Raw genomic sequence first — 22,302 nt, 5'->3', positions numbered from 1 at the left:
AATCAGTGCAGATGCCGCACAAAATCACTTAGTTCTTTTGGATCCATTTGATAATTACTATCGACCCATTCAAATAAAAGCGTCAAAAAAGCCCCCGCGATCATATTGGCTGCTAATTTAGGATCAGTAGCCTGCAACACGGTTTCTTCGATCCATTTAATATTGTGCAAACGGTCATTTTGACTTGCAACTAAAATCTTTTCGGTGACCATTTCGACCATGATCCAATATAATAAATTGTTATTATTATTGATCGAAATATTCCGAAAGATATCTTTTTCCTTAAAGATCAATAAGATGATCGAATCAACGATATCATCTTCATCGATCTTTTCCAGCCAAATCTTATCAAAAGCATAGTTCAAAAGGTCATATTTATCTTGAAAATAGCGATAAAACGTACTTCGATGGACAGCCGCTTCACGGCAGATCTGGTCGACTGTGATCTTTTCGATCGGGTCATGTTTTAAAAGTTCACGTAAAGCTAATGCTAAAGTTATCGACTTTTCTTCGCGGTGTTTTTTCATTTGAGCTTCAATATCCCCTTTCTTAAACTGTAAGTTACTATTATCTTAGCTAAGTTTTCCCCTTTATTCAAGCTGATCTAGCCCAAAAAGGCAGTGATAAAGTAACAAATATCTTACTTCATCACTACCTTACATACTAATATCGCATCTTTTTCGGCTCTTAACGCACAACAAGAACTGAGATCGGTGCGTGTTTTGCCATATAAGCGGCTTGTGAACCAAAGAATTTCTTTACGCCCTTTTTAGATAAAGCACCAATGATCAAGAGGTCGGGTTCAACTTTTGGGATCACTTTTTTGATGATCGTTTCGCCTGCATCACCTTCTGCGATCACGACTTCAACATGCTTGATACCTGCTTTAAGAGCAACTTTACGATAAGCTTCAACATGTTCTTCGAGTGCTTGGCGTTCACCATGAACATAATCAGCACTCAATGCTTGAAAAACATTCATCTCATCAGACTCTAAGATCGACGTGATACACAAAGTTGCATTCAAGTCTAAGGCCCGACGCATAGCAACTCGAAAAGCCAGTTGTGCATCTTCAGAGTCATCGACCCCGACCAAGATCTTTTTGATGTTTTTGATCGGTTCTTTATCCATAATCAATCATCCCATTCTATAATTATTGTTACCGTTTTTAGTATACCACATTTTAAAATATCCGAAAGAAAAAATTAGGCTGTCCTAAACATCATTTTCTAGTGTACAACAATCGTGCTCTGAAACTGATGTAACTTCGCTTGGAATACAATCACATGCTAGGGTCAACGGCGCATTTAGTTGCTTAGCGGTCAATTTTTGCTGTAAAAGCTCGATATCAGCTTTCGTCAAAGTCAGATTATCTACTAAATAAGCTAGCGTCTTGCCTTGATGCATTTGACAAATATTGGCAAAATTTTGAGCTAATTGCGCGTTGATCGTCGCTTGTTCTGCGATCAAGGGTTCATAAAGAAACGCGCGCTTTTCTTTTTTAGCTACTAATGCTTTTTTAGCAACTAAGCGACGTAGAAGCGTCTTAGTCGTTGCTTCTTTCCACGCCTTTTTTTTCTTCATAACCTCGATCACTTGCCGACTTGTTGCGTGACCTAGCGTCCAGATCACCCGCATGATCTCCCATTCAGCATTGCTGATCTCAATTTGTTCTGTCATTTACTCACCTTTGATCCATCAAATTTACCTTAACTATATCACACCTAAAGAGCAAAACCATCTGAGAAGCTTTCTTGTCACATCGCAGATCATGGCATATAATGAAAAAGATCTGTAATTTTACGAAAGGAATTTTCAAAAATGTTGATTGAAATCTTAAAAGCCTTCCTCTTTGGGCTTGTCGAAGGGATCACGGAATGGCTCCCGATCAGTAGTACCGGGCATATGATCTTACTTGACCAATTTGTTAAGCTCGATGTTTCCAAGTCCTTTTACAGTATGTTTGAAGTCGTGATCCAACTAGGTGCGATCTTAGCTGTCGTTGTGATCTATTGGCACAAGATCTGGCCGTTCCATAAAGCGCGTCCAAACGAACGTGGCGTTTGGCGCTTTATGGATCGTGATATCATGATCATGTGGTTCAAGATCTTTATTGCTTGCCTCCCAGCCGGGATCATCGGCGTTGCCTTCAATGATACGTTTGAACGTCTCTTTTATAATCCAACTTGTGTTGCGATCGCTTTGATCGTTTTTGGGATCGCCTTTATCTGGATCGAAGATGCTCATAAGCATAAGCAACCAAAGATCACTTCGATCGCTGAGTTATCTTATTACACAGTGATCTTGATCGGTTTTTTCCAATTGATCGCTGCGATCTTCCCCGGAACATCACGTTCAGGTGCAACGATCGTCGGAGCTTTGCTCTTAGGCGTTTCGCGTACAGTCGCAACTGAATTTACGTTCTTCTTAGCGATCCCTGTTATGTTTGGTGCAGCTCTTTTCAAGCTCGTTAAATTTGGGCTCGTCTTTACTCCGCTAGAAGCTTTGATCCTAGCTGTCGGATTAGTAACAGCCTTCATTACTTCGATCATTGCGATCAAATTCTTGATGCAATATATCAAAAAACATACTTTCAAAGTCTTTGGCTGGTATCGGATCGTTTTAGGTATTTTAGTTATTTTATATTTTTGGCTTAAATAGCTTGATGGATCGAAAAGTTCGACTTTTCGATCTTTTTTAATTTTTTGGAAAATCTCGACTTTAAAATTGTTTTTTCAATGTTTTCTCGCTAAAATCATAATAAAATAAACATGTCATTTAACGACGGAGGATCAAATGGACACAACAGTCATGACCGACTTGATCGGACAATATGGTTATCTTGCGATCGCACTGCTGATTGCCCTTGAAAATGTATTTCCCCCGATCCCTTCAGAAGTCATTTTGACTTTCACGGGATTTTTGACACTTACCGCTGGTTTGAATATCTTTGGAGCTGTCATTGCAGCTACGATCGGGGCTGTTCTTGGCGCGATGGCGTTATATGCTATCGGTCACTTTTTATCAGTCGAACGGTTAGAAAAGCTACTACATGGACGGATCGGTAAAGTCCTCCACTTTAAACCAGCTGATCTGAATAAAGCAACTGACTTTTTTAAACGTCACGGGATCGCAGCTTTGTTTTTTGGGCGCTTTGTCCCAGTAGTACGCTCTTTGATCTCGATCCCAGCGGGGATGACTCATTATCGCTTTGGTAATTTCATCTTACTCACAACGCTTGGGACTTTGATCTGGAACTTTGTTTTGATCATCGTTGGGCGTATGGCCGGCTCGGCTTGGCCACAGATCGTGGCACTCCTTGAGACATACTCTTTAGTTGCAGTCATCATCTTAGCCTTTGTATTTGTCGGCGGTGGCTACTTCTTTTTACGCAAAAGATCTTAAAACTAAGATGGGGCTGGGAAAAAACTACTAGCCTGAACTAAAAATACCTGATCAAATCTCGTTTTTGAGAAATTTGATCAGGTATTTTTCTTTTATGCTTGTTTTCGGATCGTTTTTTCAAAAATCCTCCCCCTATTTCTTTGAATAGGTGCCATAATTTTGATATATTGATCGTCAAAAGTATCAGTCCGATCTCATTTCGAACTGCTTTCTCTCCTCTAACATGTACTCGGCGTACGCCAAAATTACCCTTCATATCTCCGAAAATGGTTTCAACATCTGTACGTCTTCTCGCGTAGATCTTTGAACCCTTTTCACTTGAAAGGTCTTCTGCGGCACTATTTTTAAAAAATTCCCAGTTATAATTTATGGCTTTAGTTCGCTGATAGCCCTTAGGTGTCTTAGCTAAGTTTTCAAGTTCTTTAGTGGCCTGGAAAACATCAGCTACGTAAACTTTAAAGTTTCTTTTGAATCCATATTTGTCCACACTTGAACTGTATCTTTGAAACTTAAATACTACACCGTCAGGATCTGTATAATAATCATCTTCTGCATGATATGTCCAATTTTTGATATTGCGTGGATCTTTTTTGTATTTGCGACTCTGTTCTTTTTGATACATTGGATAGGGCATCAAGGGAATTTTTTCAAACATATCAGTAACAGCCTGATAGTTAGCTTCATTCCCATATCCAGCGTCCGCCACTATATATTTGAATAGTTCTAAGTTAGTAAAAGATTTTAAAAATGGCACTAATGTCCGTGTGTCCGTTGGGTTAGGAAATATATCATAATGTAGGACAAAGCGACCGCTAGTCGCGATCTGTAAATTGTAAGCAGGCTTTAGTTGCCCATTTTTCATATGATCTTCCTTTAAACGCATAAAAGTAGCGTCATTATCTGTTTTTGAGAAGCTATTTCGTCCCTGAAAGATCTTCCTATTACGTTCGTATCTTTCTTTTCTTGGCAGAAGATCAGTTTGGAGTTTGCGTTTGATGCTTTTTAGTCTTCGACGAGCTCGCTTATTTTTTGAACCACCTTTTATGACTTTAGGTTCAGTAGCGATATCTTCTTCAATCGCATCTAATTTAAGATCGGTCCCCTTAATAAGCTCCTTTATCGCATCACTGGACCCCAGCATATCTTTTGAAATAGCGATATCAACTTGGTGTTGGATCAGCTCGTCATAGGTCTTAGCTACTCTTTCATCAAGCGACTTTTCAAACTTATCAGAAGCATTTTTCCAGGTAAAACTATAGCGATTAGCATCAGCTTCTAATTTAGTACCATCAATAAATAAAGCTTCATCGGCATCTAACATACCATTTTTAGATAGAAGCAAGGTAAACAGCACAAAGGCTTTTTCGATGATTTCTTTAGCATGATCACTTGACCGGAAGTTATTGATAGTCTTATAACTAACAGAAGTATTTCCGCTTAACCACATCATTGGAAGATAGTATTGATTCAATTTAGCGATCTTTCTACCAGAAAAGACGGATTCATGGTAAGCAAATAAAGTCATTTTTAAAAGCATAGCTGGATGAAAAGCTGGACGACCGGTATGTGAAGTGTCCTCTAAAAGAATATCTTGGGGGATCGAATCAACAAAATGACTGATCAAAACAGCAATATGATCAGCAGGTAATTTCATTGAATAAGTGATATCCAATTCTAATTCAGATGTGTTATAATTTTTATACATGGTAGGTCTCTCCTTTATTATTTTTGGACAACTTAATATTAGCAAGAGATCGATCATATGAAAAGGCTCACGTTGAAAAAATTCGACGTGAGCCTCTTTCTTTATTAGAACTGAGTTTTTTCCCAGCCCCATCTTTTTAACTATTTATTTTTTCTCTTATTGTCTACTTCCACATAATAATCTCTGACCGCAACACATACTCTTTGCTGATGATCGCGCCCGTTATGATGGATCTCAACTCTTTAATAAAGGAAGTCACAGCGACTTTCCTTTAAAACTAAGCTTGATACATATATTCACGCGTCAGTGGCAAGTTATTGCCACTTGGCCCTTTGGTGATCAAATATTGGATCACATCGATATTGCCTGATTCAAAAGAAGCTGCACAAGCTTGCAAATAAAGATCCCACATGCGAATAAAACGCTCATCATGTGTTTTTTGAACTTCAGGCAAGACGCGCCGGAAGTTTTGGTCCCACATCTCTAAAGTTTTTTGATAATGGCGGCGTAATGTTTCTAGATCTGTCACCTGCATCCCAGCATCTAAAATATGTTCGATATTTTCTGTTAAACCTGGGACATATCCACCTGGGAAAATATATTTGTTGATCCAAGCATTGACTGCACCACCTTGTTGGCGTGTGATCCCGTGGATCAAAGCGATCCCATCTGGCTTCAAATACTCAGAGATCTTTTTGAAATATTCACCTAAGTTTTCTTTGCCGACATGTTCAAACATTCCAACACTTGTAATGTAATCAAATGGTGCATGTTTTAATTCACGATAATCTTCTAAAATAACGGTTGCTCGCTCTTCCAGTCCTTCTTCTTTGATGCGTCGGTTCACAAAGTCGTATTGTTCTTGACTTAAAGTGATCCCGACAACGTTAAGGTCATATTCTTTACAAGCAGTCAACATCAAAGTGCCCCAACCACAACCGATATCAAGCAAGGTTTTTCCAGGCTTAGGGTCAAGTTTATTGATGATGTGGTGTACTTTATTGATCTGTGCTTCTTCTAGCGTATCTTGTGGTCGTTTGAAGTAAGCACATGAATAAGTCATTGTCTCATCTAACCAGAGACGATAAAAGTCGTTCCCAATGTCATAATGACTTTGAACATCTGACTTGCTCTTCGTTTCTGTATGTGATTGCTTAGGCAAAAAGCGTTTGAGTTTTTTATTATTTAAAAAACTCCCGGCTGATTCATAAGCTGAGGTGATCAAGTCTTGGATCGATCCTTCGATCTCGATCTCTTTGTCCATATATGCTTCTCCTAAAGTCAAAGAAGCATTATGAACTAGTTCTTTCATCGAAATATCTCGGTGGAAGGTTATTTTTGCTTGCGGTTCGCCATCCCCATACTGTTCGGTCTTGCCATTTGCATATGTTACTTGCACAGGAATATTGAATGAATGTTCAAGCACTTCTTTCAAAAAGAAATTATTAAACATCTAAAATTCCGCCACCCTTCTAAATTAATAGTAACACTACTATTCTAACACTTTTTAAAAATAAGAAGAAAGTTTTAAATTGAGACATTTTGCTTTTGTAAAGTCGGACGCTGCAGACCTGCCATCAATTGTTCGCGCTCACAACCAACGAAAATGATACTTTCCTTGGCACGCGAGACTGCAGTATAGGCGAGACCGTAATTTTCAGGTTCTAAAATATAGACACGTTTAGCACCACTTCCTTGAGCTTTATGGATCGTCAAGGCATAGGCAAGTAAGAGATCTTTTATAGCTCGCTCAAGCGGGAGCTTATACTGCTTGACATCAGTTTCGACATAAACGAAGCGTTGTTCAAACGCACCTTCTAATTCGAGCCCTACGATCTTTCCAAATTCGCTATTGGAATATCCATAGTTTTGGTGACTATCGTCGTTATGATAAAAGACGACTTGAGCTCCGACAAAAAAACCACCTCGCCCAAAATTATTTTGAAAATAAAACGGAACGACTTTTGTTTTATTTTTACTCAAGATCCGAAAAAATTGTTGATTGATCAGCCCAACGGTGTGATTGCGATAGGCCAAGATCAGGCATTCTTGTAAACTTTGATGCTGGTATTTGTCAATGATCATCTCTTTACCGCGCGCTGTTTTAAAATATGGCGTCTTGGCTAAGTAGTCTAGGTCACAAGAACGACAAGCAGCGATCAATTCTTTCGTCGCTTGCACGGTACATCTAAGATTTTTTCGAAAATAAAAGCACTGTCCATATTCTTTGATGAGTTTGAGCGCATCGCCACAAACACTCAAAGCGTCTTCATCTTGTGTCACTGGCGGGAGTTGTTTTTCATCGCCGATCAAAATGAAGCGTACGCTCCCGACGCCTTCTTTAGTTAAATGTACTAGATCTTCTAACGTTGCCATCGAAACTTCATCAACTAAGACGACATCATAATCAGTCAAACAAGTCTCATTTCCTTGTTCAAGTTCATATAAAATATGTTGGAGCGTATCATTATGCATAAAACCATTAGCGGCTAGATTCAATCGCGCTTTATGGGTCGGTGCTAAAGCCAGTGCCTTTTCTTTATCTAAGATCTTACCTAAAGTATACGTCTTGCCACTTCCACCAACACCTAACAAAGAGACGACTGCTCTCTTACTTTGTTTGAGCCATTCGATAAAAGCGATCTGTTCTTTAGTCGGCGCAAACTTTTCTGCTTTGAAAGGTAATTTTTTTCGTGTCTTTTTTTGCAAAAATTCCTTGAATTCGCGCTCATATTGACACTTAGTTGCTAAATGAAGCGTTTGCTGGCATTCTTTAGGACAAAGATAGCCAAAATCGACTAATAACTGGGGATCAGCAAAATTTTGTTTAGCTGAAAGTGGTAAGACTTCGCCTGCTTTTTTCAAGTAGATCAGATCTTCACAACTTTGTAAGTGCTTTCGGACAGTTTCATCGTTTAGTCCGTTCAGCGTTAAAAGTTCGGCGATCTTTTGGCGTTTAAAGCCTGGTACTTGGAGTAAGGCAAAGACTTTCGAACGTTCAAAGCGCTGTTTGAAAAATTCGTCATTTTCTAAATGATCATTGAACTGAGTCCGCAAATAAGCATCCGGAAGATCTTTCAAGTACTTGCGATAATATGTCCGTTCATCGGCAACTGTACAAGCTAAATAATCTTTGAAGCGTAACGGTTTGAGCGTCTTTATTTTAAATTCTTGCCACTTACCTTGACTGAACTGCTCTTTTTGGAGCTCTGATAGACCATTCAAGAAAAAGCGGTATTTTTGAAATCTTTTGGCTGAAGTTTGCGCGATCGGTGTCTTATTTTTAGCCCAGCGCACAAATTTGAAACGCAATTTCTTGGGTGGAAGACGCAATGGATCAAGTTTGAGCAACAGTTGCTCAGCTGTTTTTTGATTTTTAGCTTCTTTTAAAGCTAAATGTGCTTCTAAAAGTGCGATACACTGATCTTTTGGTGCGCCGTTCAAATACAAACATTTAGCTAAAAAATAATTGACTGAACGGTAAGTCGCATCTCTTTGCCTGACTGCTTCAAATTTTAGCTGGGCAGCTTTTGGCTGACCTTTGCGCAACAACGCACACGCTTTTTGATAATCTGTTTTGATCATTTTTAGCATAGCTTCCCCCATCATGTTCTCTTTTTTGATTATAACTACCTCACTTTAAACGAACAAGTGTTTTTCAGTCTTAAGAAAAATTTATATCATTTTACAAGACAAATAATGAATTGTGTGATATGCTTTGTTAAACACCCAGCGAAAGGGAATACATTTCACGTCATCAAGAAAGGGTTGATCCAATGTTGGACCAAGTAAAACGTCTTTTATGGTTGCTCCTTGCGATCTTTAGTTTTATCTTTGGAGTGATCGGTATCTTACTTCCAGTTGTTCCGCAAGTCCCCTTCTTTCTGCTTGGCTTTTATAGCCTCTCAAAGTTTTCGACGCGCTTCCACAACTGGATGGTAAATACAAAGGTCTACCGTAAATTACAAAAAATACTCGATGAGAAGATCGCCGAGGCTCAATCCCAATCTGAAAATATCAAACAAGCTTGGTACAAAGTCTTATGGTTAAAATTTTTACTTCTCGCTAAAAATTAGCTCAAAAAATAAAGTGCGCACTTTGATCGTGCGCACTTTTTTAATCTTCTTTTCCTAAAGCAGCTTTTAAAGCTTGAGCTAAAGCACTTTCTTGTGGCTCATCATCTTGATTGATCTTCTTTAATAAGCGCCGTTCTTCATGCTTAGTCATCTTTTTCTTTTGTTTTTTCCCACCGGTCAACTTTTCTGTCGTGCCATCGTACTTACACCGGAAATAATCACCATTTTTCCCAGTCACGATCAACATCTTTTTATGACAAACAGGACAGCGGTGGTTGGAGACTTTCGCTTCAGCTCGTCGTTTATAATCACAAGCTTCGTTTGTGCAGACTAGTAATTTCCCGTCACGTACTTTCTTTTCTTTCAAGAAAGCTCCACACTTAGGACACTTCTTTTTAGTCAGCGAGAAGTCTTGATATTTTTGTTCACTATTTTTGACTTCACGGACAAGGCGTTTCGTATCGTTTCTGATCTCAGCTAAGAAAGCTTTACTCTCATATTTTCCTTGGGCGATCTGCTCGAGTTGTTTTTCCCACTTAGCAGTCAATTCTGGACTAACGAGTTCGGGATTGACGAGTTCTAAGAGCTGTTGGCCTTTTTTCGTCACGCGTAAACTGTTATTATTGCGTTCCATCAACTCGGTCTTGACGAGTTTTTCGATGATCTCAGCTCGGGTAGCTGGCGTTCCTAAACTATACCGTTCCATTTGTGCTAAAAGCGTGCCTTCGCTCAACGGTTTTGGTGGTGTCGTCAACGCTTCTTTAAAACTAAAGTTCGGTGCGATCACCGCTCCTTCTCTAAAGGCGACGTTTTGCTCTTGTTCTGTAGTCGTCTCTTTCCAGCCTGCTTCAAGGACTTGTGTTTGGATAAAAATAAAAGTATCGCTTCCAAAATTGACTGTGACTTTTTCTTGCTTTTCGCGATAAGCTGGCGTAAATAACCCTAAAAAGCGCTGCGCGATCAAGCCGTAGATCCGATGTTCATCACTTGAGAGTTTACTGAAATCAGGACTTTGCTCAGTTGGGATCAAGGCATGGTGATCAGTCACTTTAGCATCATTGAACGCTTTCTTTTGCACGACTTTAGCTTGGCCAAGATATTCTTTTGCTTCAGGAAACATCCCAGAAAGTGCCCGCAAGCGCTCTTTTAAAGTACTCTTTAGATCATTTGATAAATATTTACTGTCTGTCCGCGGATAAGAGACGACTTTGTGGATCTCATATAAACTTTGCACTAAAGAAAGCGTCTTTTTAGCTGAGTAACCATAGCGTTCATTAGCGACACGTTGTAATTCTGTCAGATCGTAAGGTAAAGGTGCAGGGATCGTTTTTTCTTTGAAGCTGATCTTTGTGACCTTCCCTTGTTGCTTTTGTAAAGCTTGGAGTTTTTCTTCGACTTGTGCTCTAGTTTTAAACGCTTGGGGATCTTTTTGACTTAATTTAGCCGTCTTACCCAAAGCTTCTAAACTCAAAATAAAATATTTTTGGGGGATAAAACGGGCGATCTTTTCTTCTTGTTTAGCCACAAGCGCAAGCGTTGGCGTTTGGACCCGACCGGCTGAGAGATTATCTTGGTATTTGACTGTCAAAGCCCGCGTCACGTTCAATCCAACGAGCCAATCAGCATTCGCCCGTGCTAAGGCCGAATAATACAAGTTATCATAATCTTTAGCCGGGCGTAACGAAGCAAACCCAGCTTTAACGGCTTTAGTTGTTTGCGAAGAGATCCACAAACGCTTGACAGGCTTATTAAAGCGCACATATTCTAAGATCCAGCGCGCAACTAATTCTCCTTCGCGGCCAGCGTCAGTGGCGATCACAGCTTCAGTGATATCTTTTCTTTTGGCTAATTGGCCGATCGTTTTCAACTGTACCCTTGTCTTAGGCAAAGGCTTGATCCCGATATATTTAGGCAACATCGGTAAAGTTTCCATTTGCCATGTTTGCCATTCTTTTTTTAAATCTTCTGGCATCTTTAACGTCAATAAATGCCCTAACGCCCACGTCACGACGTAGTTTGGTCCTTCATAATAATTTTTATTTTTCTTCGTTGCCCCTAAGATCTGTGCGAGATCTTTAGCAACACTTGGTTTTTCGGCTAAAACTAATCTTTTCATCTATTTCCTCAACTATCTTTTGAAATCACTTTAACTGGTAATAAGAGCTTTTGCCAGATCCCTAAACAACGATGCATCAGATCTGGGTACGCCATTGGGGCGACTTTTTGACCGTGTTCCGTCAAAAATTCAAACTTGACGCCCCCTTTTTCTAAAGTATAAAAATCGACTGGTAAAAAGTCGTTTTTAGCATAAAATTTTAGACGTCGTAGCCGTTCAGCATTATTTTCGGCTTGTTCATCGGCCATTTCTGCACTCAGCCCGATGATCTTGTTGGCATAACGCTCTTTGATCAAAGTCATCAAGCCACTTCCATAGCCTTTAGAGCGTTCGCTTGCATCGATCGCTAAAAAGAAGATATACACTAGACGTTCATCTTTGACTGTATAAATAAAGCCCCGCCACGCGTCATCGTCGTATAAACTACAAAATTCTGCGAGTGGTGTTTTAGCGCGTCGTTTTAACAACCAAAACGGAACTCTTTCGACGGCTGGAAAAGCTTCTAAATACAATTTTTTTATTTTAGCTAGATCAGCATCTGATGCTTCAACTAGTTTCAAGACCATATTATCACCTCTAAAAAAATCTCACTATTTAAAAAGTCTACCACAAAAAAGCAAAACTAGCGCATTGACTAGTTTTGCTTTGAGCTAACTTTGATATAACTGTTTGACAGCTGCGACATCTTTTGGCTGGATCGTATAAAATGATCCTGCCGACTGCATGACCGAAACATTTTCGTCGTCATGAGCTAGTCCGATCGCATGGCCTAATTCATGCTCTGCCGTATGGTCGATCCGTTCTTGTGAATAGCCAAAAGTCGGATCAAGCAAATAATGCTCATTCAAGTAGACATCCGCGCTTTCTAAGCGGTTTGTCAGTTGATTGATCACCGTATGCGTCACACCCGCTGCATTTGTCGAAGCATCATCATGTTGTTTTAAGCGGATCTGAGCTTTGCTTTGATCGTCAACTAACTTAAAGTCAAAAACTCCGGTCTGATTCCAGTTCTTGATCGCAGTTAAATAAGCGGTCCGCAAACGATCATCGGTCGCCTCAAGGTAGACCGTGGCACTGTCCTCATTCCAGCGAGCTGTTGTTTGACTTTGGGTGTCAGTTTGAGCCTCTCCTTGTTTTTGATTTTTGATCTTTGGTAAAGTGATCTGTGTCGTATTTAACAGATCTGTCGGTACCTTTTGTGTGATCAGCGTCTCCAAACGCTCGACCAACGGACTCAAGTTTTGGCGGGCAAAAAAGAAGGCCAGCCCCAAACTCAACAGACTGAGCAAAACAACTGTCATAAACAAATTCCAAAGAAAACGGATAAGTCGTAGCAACTTATTATCCAACCCCTTAAAATAAGTGACCGCTATACTTACTAATTGTACACACTTCGATGAGAACGCAGGCATAAAAATTGTTTAAATTTGTTTTGCAAGATCTATTTTTAGCTTCAATATATTTTATTAAGTTTATGTTAACCGGTTGACACAAATAAGAATCTCATGCTATAACTAAATCAGCGCATAAGAAAGCGCTAACACTATATGATAACCGGTTGACATAAAAATAACTTTACTTAGGAAGGTACTGCGTATGAATTGGCAACTCACCATCAAAAATCTTAAAAATCCGTCGTATCTGCAAAGTTCGACAACGATGTTCTTATTTTTCGCTTCATGGGGGATCTGGTGGAGTTTCTTCCAACTTTGGTTGACTTCTAAACAAAATGGCTTAGGTCTTTCGGGGAGTCAAGTTGGGACCGTCTTTTCGATCAATTCGATCGCTAGTCTTGTTTTGATGTTTATTTATGGGACTCTCCAAGATCAACTCTTTATCAAACGGCATCTTTTGATCTTTAATGCTGTTTTAGCGACTTTGATCGCCCCATTTTTCATCTTTATTTATAGTCCTTTGATCAAAACACACTTTTTGCTTGGTGTTTGGCTCGGAGCGATCTTTTTATCAGCTGCTTATCTTTCAGCTGTCGGTGTTTTAGAAGCTACGACTGAACGTTTCTCTCGTGTCTTTGGTTTTGCTTACGGGCAAGCCCGCGCTTGGGGCTCTTTTGGCTACGCGCTTGCAGCCTTGATCGCCGGTTTTATCTTTGTCAAAGATCCAAATTTAAACTTTATCGGTGGTTCTGTGATCGGACTGTTTTTACTGCTTGACCTGCTCTTTTGGCGTCCCCAAGAAGAACTCGATGCCTTAAAAGCGATCGATGAATTGAAAACGGATTCTTCGACTCCTAAATTAAAAGACATGTTAGCCTTACTAAAATTGCCAGTTCTTTGGCAGATCATCATCTTTGTGATGTTTTCTTGGACTTTTTATAATGTCTTTGATCAACAAATGTTTCCTGAGTTTTACACGAGTCTCTTTTCCTCAACTACGCTTGGGCAGCAAACTTACGGGACTTTGAACAGTATCCAAGTTTTCGTCGAAGCTTTGATGTTAGGACTTGTGCCCCTTTTGATGCATAAGATCGGCGTCAAAAAGACTTTGATGTTAGGCACAACGATCATGTTTTTACGGATCGGGCTTTGTGGTTTGATCTCAGACCCGATCGCGATCTCCTGTGTCAAGATGCTCCACTCCCTTGAAGTTCCACTTTTTGTCCTTTCGATCTTTCGGTACTTTACGTTGCACTTTGATACTAAACTTTCAGCAACGCTTTATATGATCGGTTTTCAGATCGCAGCTCAAGTCGGACAAGTCATTTTATCGACACCACTTGGGATCTTACGTGATTCCTTTGGTTACAGCACGACCTTTAAGATCATCGCCTTGATCGTCTTAGTCACTGGTATTTATGGCTATTTCATCATCAAAAACGACAACGAATTTGTTAACGGACAACCATTAGAAAAATAAACGAGGTAAATATTATGCAAAAAATGATCACATTAACTAATGCTCGCTATCGCCTAGGGTATCACGTCAGTGCTCCAGCTGGGTGGATCAACGACCCGAATGGCTTTTGTTATTTCAAAGGTTACTACCACATCTTTTATCAATATCATCCCTATTCGGCTGATTGGGGCCCGATGCATTGGGGCCATGCCCGCAGTAAAGATCTAGTCCACTGGGAAAGCTTGCCCTTAGCCCTTGCTCCTGATACAAAAGCTGATGAAGACGGGTGCTTTTCAGGTAGTGCGATCGTCAAAGATGACACGCTGTATCTCATCTATACCGGCCACCACTATTACGGTGATGGTGATCCAGACCACTTTTGGCAAAATCAAAATCTAGCCTATAGCCAAGATGGGATCACTTTCACTAAATACGCTCAAAATCCGATCATCGCACACGAACCAGCCGATAATACGCATCATTTTCGCGATCCAAAAGTCTTTGAAAAAGATGGATCCTATTATATGGTCTTAGGAAGTCAAGCTAAAGATGGCGCTGGCCGAGCGATCATGTATCGTTCTTCTGATCTAAAAAACTGGGAATATCTTGGTCCTTTTGCTAAAGCTAAAGAAGACGAAGGCTATATGTGGGAATGTCCTGACTTCTTCAATTTAGCCGGTAAAGATATTCTCTTGCTCTCACCACAAGGGATAAAACCTCAAAAAGAAAAGTACTTGAACCTTTTTCAAACTGGCTATTTCGTCGGTGATTATGAGCTAGCAACTAATACTTTTACACACGGTGCGTTCACTGAGATCGATCTTGGGCACGACTTTTATGCGAGCCAAACAACTTTGACACCAGATGGACGCCGGGTCGTCTTGGGCTGGATGGATATGTGGGAAAGTGATTTCCCAGAAAAAGCTGACGGTTGGGCGGGAGCTTTGACATTGCCCCGCGAACTCAAATTAAAAGGCGAGCGTCTCTATATGAGTCCCATAAAAGAGCTAGAAAAGCTCCGCACCGCAAAACTCGCAACTTTTACAGAAACACTCACGGAGGAAAAACTTCTCTGTACAAACGAAAAACAAGTTGAACTTGTACTTGACCTAAAAGAAGCAACAGACTTTAGCTTTAGTTTACGAGATCAAGTTGGTAACGAACAACTCACTTTAGATTTTGACCGCGACACATATAAATTCACCTTGACAAAAGGCGATCAACGTTTTGCTACGATCGCGCCAACAAATTCTGTAAATCTCAGGATCTTTGTCGATACGAGTTCGCTTGAGATCTTTATCAATGACGGTGAAGCTGTCTTTACTGAACGTTTCTATTTAGAAAGTGCTCCAACTTTATGGCTCAAAGCCAAAAAAGCCACCTGCCAAGCTGAGATCTATCGTTTAGAAGCACAAGCGATCGAATTTTAATACCAAAAAAGCGTTTTGACTTTTAAAAGCCAAAGCGCTTTTTTGAGTTTTTGCGAAAAAATTTGCTAAAATAGGAAGCAAAACGACCTAACGAGGTGAAAAAATGCGTCCTAAGCTAGAAGATGTCGCTAAGCGCGCTAACGTCTCCAAAACAACCGTCTCACGCGTCTTAAACAACCGAGGTTATTTGAGTCAAGAGACGATCACGCGTGTCTATCAAGCGATGAAAGAATTAAACTATCAACCAAATGTCGTCGCGCGCCAACTTTATCAAAAAAAGACTCAGCTCATCGGCTTGCTTTTCCCAACGATCGCTAATCCTTTTTTTGGTGAATTGAGCGCTGAATTGGAAAAACGCCTTTACAACGAAGGTTTTAAAGTTTTGATCGGTAATTCGATGAATGACCCCAAAAAAGAAGCCGATTATCTCAATCAACTTTTAAGCAAACAAGTCGATGGGTTGATCGTTGGCACACATAACCAAGGGATCAAAGAATACAATTATGAGCATCTTCCTGTTGTCGCGATCGACCGCAACATGAATCACGATATCCCTGTGATCGAATCTGATAATTATGCCGGTGGTGTTTTAGCTACGACTTATTTGATCGAACAAGGCGCAAAAAAAATCATCCATACTAACGGTCCGATCACACTTGATTCACCGGCAAAACGGCGACGCTTAGCTTACGAAGATACGATGCGCCAGCATGGACTGACGCCGATCACAGTCACCCTTGATTTCAACATTCCTTATCATGAAAAAAAGCAGATCCTGACGCAAATCTTTTACGATCATCCTGATCTAGAAGCTATTTTTGCTTCAAACGATATCGATGCGGCCTTGATCATGCAGATCGCTTTAGAATTAGGGAAAAAGATCCCCGCCGATCTTTTACTTGTCGGTTACGACGGAACTAAGGTCATCCAAAATATCTTGCCTAACTTAACTACGATCGTTCAACCGATCGAAGCGATCGCCCAAACAGCAGTCACCGTTTTAAAAGCACGGTTAAACGACCGTCCGACTAAGTCAGAATACGTTTTACCAGTCAGCCTGAAAAAAGGTACGACTTAAGTTTGCGACAGCTTTTCTCTTATTTAGAAAAGTTGTCTTTTTCTTTACTGACTTAACGTGTACTTCCGTTTTATGCTTTAGCTAAAGCTTGCTTGAGATCTGCGATCAGGTCGTTGACATCTTCGATCCCAACTGAAAGGCGGATCAATTCGTCTTTGATCCCGTCTTTTAAGCGGATCTCACGGGGGATCGCACCATGAGTCATGATTGCTGGAACTTCGATCAAACTTTCGACTGAACCTAAACTTTCAGCTAACGTGATCAACTGCAAACTTTCGATAAAAGCTTTGAGATCAGAACCTTCTTTTAGCTCAAATGAAAGCATTCCACCAAAATCATCCATTTGTTCTTTAGCCAAAGCATAAGCAGGTGCTTTTTGATCGCCTGGATAATAGATCTTAGCGACTTTTTCGTGTTTTTCTAAAAATTCAAAGATCTGGCGCGCATTTTCATTATGGGCCCGCATCCGAACGGCTAGCGTTTTGATTCCTCGTTGTAACAGCCAACTATCTTGCGGCCCTAAGATCGCCCCGATCGCATTTTGTAAATAATGCAGCTGTTGCCCTAATTTTTCATCTTTAACAACCGTCAGTCCAGCTACTAAGTCACTGTGTCCGCCTAAATATTTCGAAGCACTGTGTAAAACGATGTCAGCTCCCAATTCCAGTGGACGTTGTAAGTATGGTGTTGCAAAAGTATTATCAACGATCACTAAAAGATCATTTGTATGCGCAAGTGTCGCTAAAGCTTTGATATCTGAGATATGCATCAATGGATTGGTCGGTGTTTCTAAATACAACGCTTTAGTATTAGGACGCAGAGCTTGTTTGACGGCTTGCAGATCGCGGGTATCGACCGCCGTAAATTCCAGTCCCATTCGGGTCAACACCGTATTTATCAAGCGGAAAGTCCCACCGTAAACATCGTTTCCGACAACGATATGGTCTCCTTTGGAAAATAGACTAAAGACAGCGTGGATCGCTGCAGAACCAGATGCAAAAGCAGCACCTGAGATTCCTCCTTCAAGTTGGGCGATCAATTCTTCTAAAGCATTCCGTGTCGGATTGCCCGTGCGCGAATATTCCCACTGTGGCTTTCCCCCAAGTTCAGTTTGCTTATAGGTCGAAGTCTGGTAGATCGGAACATTGACTGCCCCAGTATATTTATCATAACTTGTACCACCATGGATCAATTTTGAATCAAATTTCATTTTTCTTCCTCCTCAAATGTATAGATCGCTTTACTCAAATAGCGTTCTGAGCTATCTGGAAAAACAGTGACGATATTACTTTTTTTAGGTAAACTCTTAGCTAACTCAAGGCAGGCTGCTAAAGCCGCCCCACTTGAACTGCCAACAAAGAGCCCTTGTTCAAACGCCAAGCGCTTGACGAGTGCAAAAGCGCGGTCATCTTCGATCGTATAAATGCGATCAGGTCTAGTCTGAGCAAAGAAAGGTGGCACGAATTCGACTCCGATCCCTTCAGTGCGATGTTTATGTGGCTGCCCTCCATTTAAGATCGAGCCTGCTGGTTCGACGACTGCTGTCACCACTTTAGGATCTCTTTCTTTAAAATAACGAGCCAGACCGGCAAAGGTCCCCCCACTTCCAGCACCAGCAACGACTGCAGCGATCTTTTGGTCACTTTCAGCAAATTCAGCTGCGATCTCAGGTGCAAGTGTCTCATAATAAGCGCGGGGATTTTCCGGGTTATTGAATTGCAACGGCAAATAACTCGGCGTGATCTCGTTGGCTAACTCTTTAGCACGTTTGATCGCCCCTTTGATCCCCAAAGCGCTTGGCGTATGTACGATCTTTGCCCCAAGTGCCCGCATCAACGTCTGCTTTTCTTGACTAAATTGCTCAGGTACGACTAAGATCACTGGCAAATTGCGACGTTTGGCTGCTAACGCAAGACCGATCCCCGTGTTTCCCGCTGTCGGCTCAATGATCGTCGTTTCTTTAGTCAGCTTTCCCGCACGAGCAGCAGCGACTAATAAATGCTCACCTAAGCGATCTTTGATGCTTCCACCGGGGTTGAACATCTCGAGTTTGGCAAAGATCTTGACTTCATTTGGCGCTTCAATATCTAACTGCAGCAACGGGGTCTGCCCGATCAGCTGATTGACATTATGATAAATCATCTTCATCCCTTCTTTCTTGCGATCAAAAGACACAAAAAGGGCGCAAACCGGTGAAAGTTTGCGCCCTTTATCCGAAGAAGTCCTTACTTTAACTGATCACAGCTCAAATCAACTCTCTTCGCTAAAGTAGCGCCGAGAGCAACAACATGTAACAAAAACTGTTTGTGTTAAAAATAAGTTCTTCATGTATTTTTCCGTCCTTTCGATCGTTGTTTCGATCATAACACTTACTATTTGTAAATGCAAGTTTTTTCTTAACTTGTTATAATGTTTTTCAAAAAGGAGTGTCCGCTAATGAATATCCGACTTGCAACTTTGGCTGATCTCGAAGCGATCAGTGCGATCTACGCTTATGCACGTAAACAAATGGCTCAAAATGGTAATCCTGATCAGTGGGGCAAAAAACACCCGCCTTTAGCTCTGATCAAACAAGATATCGCCAAGCAAGTTTTATATGTGCTTGAAACACCAGAACACACATTAGGTGGCGTCTTTGCCTTTATCTGTGGGGCAGACCCGACTTATCAGAAGATCGAAGGCCAGTGGGCAAACGACCGCCCTTATGGTGTTATCCACCGGATCGCTGGCAATGGTCAGATCAAAGGTGTTTTTGAAAAAGCCCTAGCCTTTTGTGAAGCAAAGTGCGCTAACCTTAAGATCGATACTCATCCCGATAATTTGATCATGCAACATCTGATCACTAAAAATGGTTTTCAGTATTGTGGCATCATCTACACTGACGATCAGACTAAGCGTTTAGCCTATCAAAAAGTCAATTAGCTTTTAAATAGGCCTCTAACTCTGCCAAATAGAGCACTTTTTGTTCAGCGCTGATCCAAGCAGTTTCAAATGAATTCCGTGCTAATTGCCCTAGCTGTTCTTCAGTTAGGGCATATTTTTGTGCTAACGCATAATAGTTATCAGCGATATAACCACCAAAATAAGCCGAAGCATCGGAATGAAGCGAAACTTTGACATCATTTCCTAAAAGCTCTAAAACTTCTTTGCCTTTCATGTCCGAAGCGATAAACTCATTTGGTAAAAGCTACTAGATCAATACGTGTTTCGTTTACTCTGAGTATAGGTCAGCACTGTTTATTTCCAAAGCATGACCGTTTGCAGTGAGACCTTTGCTTGTGTTTTCTAAATAGATCCCTTGGATCTCAGGATCAAAACCACTAAAGCGTTCGATCTCACCTAGTAAAATTTTAAAATAAGCGACATCAAGTGCTTGCCATTTTTCACCAGGCGCAACGATAAAGACTCCTGGCGGATAAGGTAAAGCTCCTTCTAAAGCGATCTTTCCGACAAGTTCATCTAAAGGATAAAGTTTCCCTTCGTTTCGCATGAAACATTGATCTGCTTCATATGGTGTCAAGGGATGATCTCCGAGTGTTTCTTTCAAAAACAGTTCTTGCTGTAAATGATAGATCTGATGTTCACTGTAATAAGCGTGCATCTCATCACACAAACGTTTTAAAGTATAACCTGCATAACGCTTTGGATATTTTGCGACTAACCGTGGTAAAGCCTTTTCTAACGGAGCTTCACTTAAATAAAGCTCTTCAAATTCTAAAAAGGCCGCCAACAGAGTTTGCATACTTTGTTCATCTTCACCTGGAGTCAAGAAAAATAACGTCGAATAGAGATCAGATTTCCCCGGAATGATCCGCTTTTCTATTAAATATTCTCCGAGGATCGGACCTGGGATCCCGTTTTGAGTATATATTCCCTGGGAAATATCGACGCCAGGGCAAGTTACCGTCAATTTCAACGGACTGATGATCGCCTCTTTTGTTCCGACATGGCTGAAACCATGCCACAGATCAGTTGGCAGTAAGCGCCAATATTTGAGCTTTGTAGCCAACTCTTCTGTCGGGATATCTTCCCATAAGACCCCGTCAATTTCCCGCGGAATTAGAGGCTTGAAGAGTTTACTTTGACGTAACAGTTTTTTACGAAATTCGATCCCTAAACAAAGCGTCTCTTCCCACCATTGGGTCACTAGTGGACTTGCTGCCATAAAAGCATTTACTGCTAAAGAGGCATAGATCGGATAAGAATAGCTTGTCGTCACGTATTTTAAATAGGCATTATTAAAATGTTTATGATCGATATAGCGTTTTTGCCCTTTCAAATGGGCATCTTTTTTCAAGATCTGCGAAGTTTGGGCTAACCCAGCCTGTTGTTTATGGATCGATTGTGTCACTAAGATCCCTGGATCGTCTGGTCCGTATTCTAAACTAAGCGGAGACAATTCTTTCATCAAAGGCACGAACTGTTCGTATCCGCCCCACGCACAGTCAAACAAGATATAATCGCACAACGGTCCTAATTTTTCAAGTAAGTGTTTAGCATCATAAAAAACACCATCATATGTTTCTAACTGCAAGACAGCTAAGCGAAACGGACGTTTGGCTTTTGCTTTTTCAGGAGCGAGCTGTGCGATCTTTTGCCGAATCTTTGCTTCATCAAGTTCACTTTCAAGTAAAGGCCCGATCAGACCTAGTGGATCACGATCTGTCTTCAAATAGACTGGTTTAGCCCCAGTCATGACTAGTGCACTATTATACAAAGATTTATGGTTATTACGATCAAATAATACTAGATCACCTTTCGTTAAAGCGGCTGTCGCACAGATCGTGTTTGAACTTGTCGTTCCATTTGTACAAAAATAAGCTTTATCAGCATTAAAAGCTTGAGCGGCAATTTGTTCGGCTTCAAGTGGAGTGCCACCATGCGTCAACGTATCGCCCAACTCAGGGATCGTATCACTGACATCTGCATAAAGCATTTTTTCACCGAAGAACTTTTTAAAGACTTGTCCCGCTGGATGACGCCGATAAAACTCACCGTTATGGTGTCCTGGCGTCGTAAAGCTAACTGGATGCTCATCAGCATAGTTGATCAGATCAGTCAAAAAACGTGGCACGTTTTTTTGCTCATAAGCTAAAGCGGCCTGTAAAACATCTGCTTTTAGTTCTCTAGCTTTCTTAGGTGTCGTTTCAAACACTGGCAAACCATAGCGTTTAGCTTCTTTGGCCAAGAATTTTGCCTCTTCTTTTGTCAAAACTAATGCAGCTAGCTGGCTCAATTCCAATGTTGGTGTTACTAAAAGAGCCTCATATGGTGCTGGCACACTTGCTTCAAGCCCTTTAGAAACTGCGATCTTTAAGTATTTCTCCATCATCTTTCTCACTTTCTAAAGCTAACTGTCACTCATTGTACCACCTTAGTAAGCATATTTCTTGCATTATTTAAAAATAGTGGTAGTAATTTGAACAATATTTATTTAAAATAAAAAGCGATACTTTGCAGTCAAAAGGGAGCTGTTCAAAAATAAAGATGCAAAACAGCGGCCTCCCCTTTTAACTAATTTGAAAAAGAAAGGAAACTATGTCTTTTTTTGCATCGCATAGCGTGGAATTTTCGTGCATTCAAACAAACATCCTGGGCACGTGCAAAATAACTAAGAATTTTGCACTACACTAAGGAGA

General features: G+C 40.7%; 20 protein-coding genes. 7 read left to right on the top strand and 13 right to left on the bottom strand.

All coding sequences use genetic code 11. The annotated features are described in order from the left end of the window. Positions 1 to 2 precede the first annotated feature (2 nt). The 3 genes from QFX10_RS06235 to QFX10_RS06225 form a co-directional block, all read right to left on the bottom strand. Positions 3 to 527, bottom strand: coding sequence for a TetR/AcrR family transcriptional regulator (locus QFX10_RS06235; RefSeq protein WP_280605410.1), 525 nt, complete (start codon positions 525 to 527; stop codon positions 3 to 5). 160 nt (positions 528 to 687) lie between these two features. Then, the gene (locus tag QFX10_RS06230) at positions 688 to 1,131 is read right to left on the bottom strand and encodes a universal stress protein (protein WP_280605409.1); all 444 of its coding nucleotides are present in this window, start codon (positions 1,129 to 1,131) and stop codon (positions 688 to 690) included. Positions 1,132 to 1,215: 84 nt separating this feature from the next. Further along, positions 1,216 to 1,680, bottom strand: coding sequence for a CopY/TcrY family copper transport repressor (locus QFX10_RS06225; protein ID WP_280605408.1), 465 nt, complete (start codon positions 1,678 to 1,680; stop codon positions 1,216 to 1,218). 141 nt (positions 1,681 to 1,821) lie between these two features. Here QFX10_RS06225 and QFX10_RS06220 point away from each other — a divergent pair, with 141 nt between their 5' ends. Next, complete coding sequence (locus QFX10_RS06220; RefSeq protein WP_280605407.1) at positions 1,822 to 2,661, top strand: undecaprenyl-diphosphate phosphatase; 840 nt, start codon at positions 1,822 to 1,824, stop codon at positions 2,659 to 2,661. Positions 2,662 to 2,796: 135 nt separating this feature from the next. After that, positions 2,797 to 3,405: a DedA family protein gene (locus QFX10_RS06215; protein WP_280605406.1), complete on the top strand. Its 609-nt coding sequence runs from the start codon at positions 2,797 to 2,799 to the stop codon at positions 3,403 to 3,405. Positions 3,406 to 3,442: 37 nt separating this feature from the next. Here the strand turns inward: QFX10_RS06215 and QFX10_RS06210 are convergent, their stop codons facing one another. The 3 genes from QFX10_RS06210 to QFX10_RS06200 form a co-directional block, all read right to left on the bottom strand. Then, complete coding sequence (locus tag QFX10_RS06210) at positions 3,443 to 5,110, bottom strand: IS1182 family transposase (RefSeq protein WP_280605405.1); 1,668 nt, start codon at positions 5,108 to 5,110, stop codon at positions 3,443 to 3,445. A gap of 277 nt (positions 5,111 to 5,387) precedes the next feature. After that, the gene (locus tag QFX10_RS06205) at positions 5,388 to 6,563 is read right to left on the bottom strand and encodes an SAM-dependent methyltransferase (RefSeq protein WP_280605404.1); all 1,176 of its coding nucleotides are present in this window, start codon (positions 6,561 to 6,563) and stop codon (positions 5,388 to 5,390) included. Between the two features lie 74 nt (positions 6,564 to 6,637). Further along, positions 6,638 to 8,704 carry an ATP-dependent DNA helicase gene (locus tag QFX10_RS06200; protein WP_280605403.1) on the bottom strand — a complete coding sequence of 689 codons (2,067 nt, stop codon included), beginning with the start codon at positions 8,702 to 8,704 and terminating at the stop codon, positions 6,638 to 6,640. Positions 8,705 to 8,886: 182 nt separating this feature from the next. Between QFX10_RS06200 and QFX10_RS06195 the strand changes: the two genes are divergently transcribed. After that, a complete protein-coding gene (locus tag QFX10_RS06195) occupies positions 8,887 to 9,186 on the top strand; it encodes a DUF454 family protein (RefSeq protein WP_280605402.1) in 300 nt (99 codons plus the stop codon). Positions 9,187 to 9,226: 40 nt separating this feature from the next. Here QFX10_RS06195 and QFX10_RS06190 read toward each other — a convergent pair whose 3' ends face one another. From QFX10_RS06190 to QFX10_RS06180, 3 genes are all read right to left on the bottom strand, one after another. Next, positions 9,227 to 11,302, bottom strand: a complete 2,076-nt coding sequence (locus QFX10_RS06190; RefSeq protein WP_280605401.1) for a DNA topoisomerase III — start codon at positions 11,300 to 11,302, stop codon at positions 9,227 to 9,229. An 8-nt stretch (positions 11,303 to 11,310) separates the two neighbouring features. Next, positions 11,311 to 11,868, bottom strand: a complete 558-nt coding sequence (locus tag QFX10_RS06185; protein ID WP_280605400.1) for a GNAT family N-acetyltransferase — start codon at positions 11,866 to 11,868, stop codon at positions 11,311 to 11,313. A gap of 84 nt (positions 11,869 to 11,952) precedes the next feature. Beyond that, entirely contained in the window at positions 11,953 to 12,639 is a 687-nt protein-coding gene (locus tag QFX10_RS06180) for a M57 family metalloprotease (protein WP_280605399.1), read from the bottom strand. A gap of 259 nt (positions 12,640 to 12,898) precedes the next feature. Between QFX10_RS06180 and QFX10_RS06175 the strand changes: the two genes are divergently transcribed. From QFX10_RS06175 to QFX10_RS06165, 3 genes are all read left to right on the top strand, one after another. Next, a complete protein-coding gene (locus tag QFX10_RS06175) occupies positions 12,899 to 14,176 on the top strand; it encodes an MFS transporter (RefSeq protein ID WP_280605398.1) in 1,278 nt (425 codons plus the stop codon). Positions 14,177 to 14,190: 14 nt separating this feature from the next. Next, on the top strand, positions 14,191 to 15,585 hold the full coding sequence (locus QFX10_RS06170; protein WP_280605397.1) for a glycoside hydrolase family 32 protein: 1,395 nt from the start codon (positions 14,191 to 14,193) through the stop codon (positions 15,583 to 15,585). A 103-nt stretch (positions 15,586 to 15,688) separates the two neighbouring features. Beyond that, a complete protein-coding gene (locus QFX10_RS06165; RefSeq protein WP_280605396.1) occupies positions 15,689 to 16,663 on the top strand; it encodes a LacI family DNA-binding transcriptional regulator in 975 nt (324 codons plus the stop codon). A gap of 70 nt (positions 16,664 to 16,733) precedes the next feature. On the opposite strand, the gene QFX10_RS06160 is transcribed toward QFX10_RS06165, so the two are convergent. Both QFX10_RS06160 and QFX10_RS06155 read right to left on the bottom strand, forming a co-directional pair. Then, positions 16,734 to 17,873, bottom strand: a complete 1,140-nt coding sequence (locus tag QFX10_RS06160) for a trans-sulfuration enzyme family protein (protein WP_280605395.1) — start codon at positions 17,871 to 17,873, stop codon at positions 16,734 to 16,736. Further along, positions 17,870 to 18,805 (bottom strand): PLP-dependent cysteine synthase family protein, encoded by a 936-nt coding sequence (locus tag QFX10_RS06155; protein ID WP_280605394.1) that lies wholly within the window; start codon positions 18,803 to 18,805, stop codon positions 17,870 to 17,872. The genes QFX10_RS06160 and QFX10_RS06155 overlap by 4 nt, the downstream gene beginning before the upstream one ends. Before the next feature lie 294 nt (positions 18,806 to 19,099). Between QFX10_RS06155 and QFX10_RS06150 the strand changes: the two genes are divergently transcribed. Then, the gene (locus QFX10_RS06150) at positions 19,100 to 19,585 is read left to right on the top strand and encodes an N-acetyltransferase (protein WP_280605393.1); all 486 of its coding nucleotides are present in this window, start codon (positions 19,100 to 19,102) and stop codon (positions 19,583 to 19,585) included. Here QFX10_RS06150 and QFX10_RS06145 read toward each other — a convergent pair. Together QFX10_RS06145 and QFX10_RS06140 are read right to left on the bottom strand one after the other, a co-directional pair. Next, positions 19,578 to 19,820, bottom strand: a complete 243-nt coding sequence (locus QFX10_RS06145) for a hypothetical protein (protein WP_367617595.1) — start codon at positions 19,818 to 19,820, stop codon at positions 19,578 to 19,580. The two genes, QFX10_RS06150 and QFX10_RS06145, sit on opposite strands and share 8 nt — an antisense overlap. A 54-nt stretch (positions 19,821 to 19,874) precedes the next feature. Next, a complete protein-coding gene (locus QFX10_RS06140) occupies positions 19,875 to 21,995 on the bottom strand; it encodes a putative ornithine decarboxylase (protein ID WP_437178582.1) in 2,121 nt (706 codons plus the stop codon). Positions 21,996 to 22,302: the final 307 nt, after the last annotated feature.

The organism is Ligilactobacillus faecis (genome assembly GCF_029889745.1).
GTDB lineage: Bacteria > Bacillota > Bacilli > Lactobacillales > Lactobacillaceae > Ligilactobacillus > Ligilactobacillus faecis.
Note: the sequence above shows the minus strand (reverse complement) of the source record. Positions and strands in the feature narration are given on the sequence as shown.